Raw genomic sequence first — 2,825 nt, 5'->3', positions numbered from 1 at the left:
GGCTGTCCGGCACGGACGCGCTCACGGTCGTGGCCGCCACCACCGTGATGCCCGTGGCGAAGGCGACCGGGCTGGTCGACGACCTCGTCGACGCGGCGCACCGGACGCCGTCGGCGGGGGTGCCCGGGGTGCGCACCTTTCTGACCGGCAGCGGGCACGACACCCCCGACGTGTACGCGGCGCTGGAGGCGGCGGGGCTGTGCGTGGTCGGCGAGGACCACGACCGGGGCGGGCAGTTCCACGAACGACGCGTCGACGGCACGGACGAGTGGGCACTGGCCGAGCGCTACCAGGACACCGGTCCCGCCGCGGCGAGCGCGTCGATCCGCCGCCGCGCCGCGCACACCGCCGCGGCCGCCACGGAGAGCGGCGCGCAGGCCCTGCTCGGCTATGTCCGGGCGCACGACCCGGCACCGCCGTGGGACTTCCCGCACCAGCGGGCCGGGACGGGCCTGCCGTCGGCACTGCTGCGGGACCAGCCGTACGGCGGGGTGTCCGGGGCCGCCCTCCGCGCCGCCGTCGAAGCACTCACCACGTCGACGGGAGCACGGCGATGACGACCGACCAGCCCCACTCCGACCGGCGTCCCGACCGGCTCGCCGCGACGACGGCGGCGCAGCGCCACCAACGCCGCTTCTTCGACGACCTGCGGGCCCACGCGGCGGCCGGCGGGGAGTTCGCACTGGTCAACGCGGACACGCCGCACGAGATCCTGCGGACGATGGGCATTCCGTACGTGGTGAACCAGTGGTGGGCCTCGATCGTCGCCGCGAAACAGCGGGCGGCCGGGTATCTGGAGCGGCTGCGCGAACGCGGCTACCCGGACGACATCGAGCAGTACAACGCCGCCCCGCTGGGCGGCCTGTTCGCCCCGGACCCGGACACCGACCCGTGGGGTGGTCTGCCGCGGCCGTCGTTGGTGCTCGCCGAGACCACCGGGGACGCCACCCGCAAGGTGTTCGACGTGTGGGCGGAGGAGTTCCCGGGCACCGAGTTCGTCGCCCTGGAGAGCGCGGCGGCGCACGACGTGCCGACGCACTGGTGGGAGCGGATGCCGTGGCACTGGGAGGACGCGGTCGGCACCGACCGGATCGACCTGCTCGTCGGCGAACTCACCGGCCTGATCCGCAAGCTCGAGGAGCGCACCGGCCGACGGTTCAGCGAGACCCGCTTCCGCGAGGTGATGGCGCTGGCGAACGAACAGGCGGAGTACAACCGTCGCACCCGGGACCTGATCGCCGCCGCCCGACCGTGCCCGGTGGACGTGCCGGCGAACGTCCCGGCCGTGATGCTGCCGCAGTGGCACCGGGGCACCGGGTACGCGCGGGACGCGGCCCGCGCGCTGCACGACGAGGTCGCCGACCGGATCGCCGCCGGTGCGGCGGTGTGCCGCCCGGAGCGGGCCCGGCTGATGTGGATCGGCCGGGGACTGTGGTTCGACATGGGTTTCTACGAACGGTTCCGGCGCGAGTACGGCGCGGTGTTCGTGTGGTCGATGTACCTGGCGATCGCGGCGGACGGCTACGCCCGCTACGGCGACGACCCGCTGCGCGCGCTGGCCGCCCGGTTCGCCGCGTTCTCCGACCAGCTCTACACCCCACCGTGGTCGACGGAGTGGTACCTGAAGGAGGCCCGCGCGCACGGCGTGGACGGCGTGGTGCACCTGGTCTCCGACGACGCCCGCGGCGGCTACTTCACCACCCGCGCCCTGGAGGACGCCGGGATCCCGGTGCTGGAACTGCACGCCGACAACGTCGACCCCCGCACGACCGACCAGGCCACGATGACCCGCACCGTGGCCGAGTGGCTGGAACACCGCGTCCTGCCCGACGGACGGGGGGCCTGACCGCGCTCATCACCCGGCCCGCGGGCCCCGCCGCGGTGCCGCACCGGGAGCGACGGTACAAAGGCCCACGACGACCGTCGTCTGCTGGGGATATCGAGGTGTCGGCGCCATGAGCGACCAGTCGACCACACCGTGCCGACCGGGACGCATGCTGTGCCGATCCGTACTGTCGCCGGTCGTCTTCTGGCTGATCGGCGCGGCGACCGGAGTGTTCGCCGCCTACAGCTACTACCACGATCCGCTCGACCCGTTCGCGCACTCGTTGACGGTGTGGATCGCCCTGGCCGTCGTGGCGAGCGCACGGACCGACACCCGGACGGCGATCGTCCGCACCGTCGGTGGACTCGTCGGCGCCGTGGTGCTCTTCTACGTCGGAAAGCCGGTCTTCTACGGCCGCTACTATCCCGACGTCCCCCCGATCGGCGTCAACACCGGTGACCTGGTGCTGTGGTGTGTTCTCGCGGTGTGCGCGGGAGTCGCCCTCGGACCCGTGTTCTCCCACATCGACGGGGACACCTGGTGGGCGGCGGTCGCGACCGCTGTCGCGCTCACCCTGCTGTGGGCGTCCACTCTGGTCGAGGTCGGCCCCCGGTTGGCCGGAGAAGAGTTCCCCCTGATCTCGTTCACGGTCCTGGCGACCGGCGCGGTGTTCCTTCTCGCGCGCACGAGGAAAACGCAGCTGGTCCGGATCCTCTGCCTCGTCGCCCCGGTGTTCGTGGTGAGCCTCGGCGTCGTCCTGGCGCCCGACGTGCTCGAAGAGCTGCTACTGCGCCTGGCCCTCTCCGGCCGGTGAGCGGGCCCACGCCAGGAACCCGTGCAGCAGCGAGCCGGTGTCCCCGGGCCACGTCGGCCGGTCGAGGCCGCGGGGCGTGGCACAGGCGACCCTCGCCGTGGTGCTGAAGGCCCCGGTATCGGCGGCACCGCGCACCTCCTCGACCGCCGCCACCCCGGTCGACCACCCCAGCACCAGCACCCGGCC

General features: G+C 73.3%; 4 protein-coding genes. 3 read left to right on the top strand and 1 reads right to left on the bottom strand.

What is annotated here, in order from left to right; translation table 11 throughout:
* From SACPADRAFT_RS29250 to SACPADRAFT_RS33455, 3 genes are all read left to right on the top strand, one after another.
* On the top strand, positions 1 to 557 hold a 557-nt coding region (locus tag SACPADRAFT_RS29250; RefSeq protein ID WP_040924699.1), incomplete at its 5' end, for a 2-hydroxyacyl-CoA dehydratase family protein.
* Complete coding sequence (locus tag SACPADRAFT_RS0221860) at positions 554 to 1,846, top strand: 2-hydroxyacyl-CoA dehydratase family protein (RefSeq protein WP_007027143.1); 1,293 nt, start codon at positions 554 to 556, stop codon at positions 1,844 to 1,846. The genes SACPADRAFT_RS29250 and SACPADRAFT_RS0221860, both read left to right, overlap by 4 nt.
* Before the next feature lie 109 nt (positions 1,847 to 1,955).
* Positions 1,956 to 2,639, top strand: a complete 684-nt coding sequence (locus tag SACPADRAFT_RS33455; protein ID WP_007027144.1) for a hypothetical protein — start codon at positions 1,956 to 1,958, stop codon at positions 2,637 to 2,639.
* On the opposite strand, the gene SACPADRAFT_RS33450 is transcribed toward SACPADRAFT_RS33455, so the two are convergent.
* Positions 2,610 to 2,825 (bottom strand): hypothetical protein (locus SACPADRAFT_RS33450; protein WP_007027145.1); only part of this gene is annotated, 216 nt, incomplete at its 5' end. The two genes, SACPADRAFT_RS33455 and SACPADRAFT_RS33450, sit on opposite strands and share 30 nt — an antisense overlap.

This window comes from Saccharomonospora iraqiensis subsp. paurometabolica YIM 90007 (assembly GCF_000231035.2).
GTDB classification, from domain to species: Bacteria; Actinomycetota; Actinomycetes; order Mycobacteriales; family Pseudonocardiaceae; genus Saccharomonospora; species Saccharomonospora paurometabolica.
Note: the sequence above shows the minus strand (reverse complement) of the source record. Positions and strands in the feature narration are given on the sequence as shown.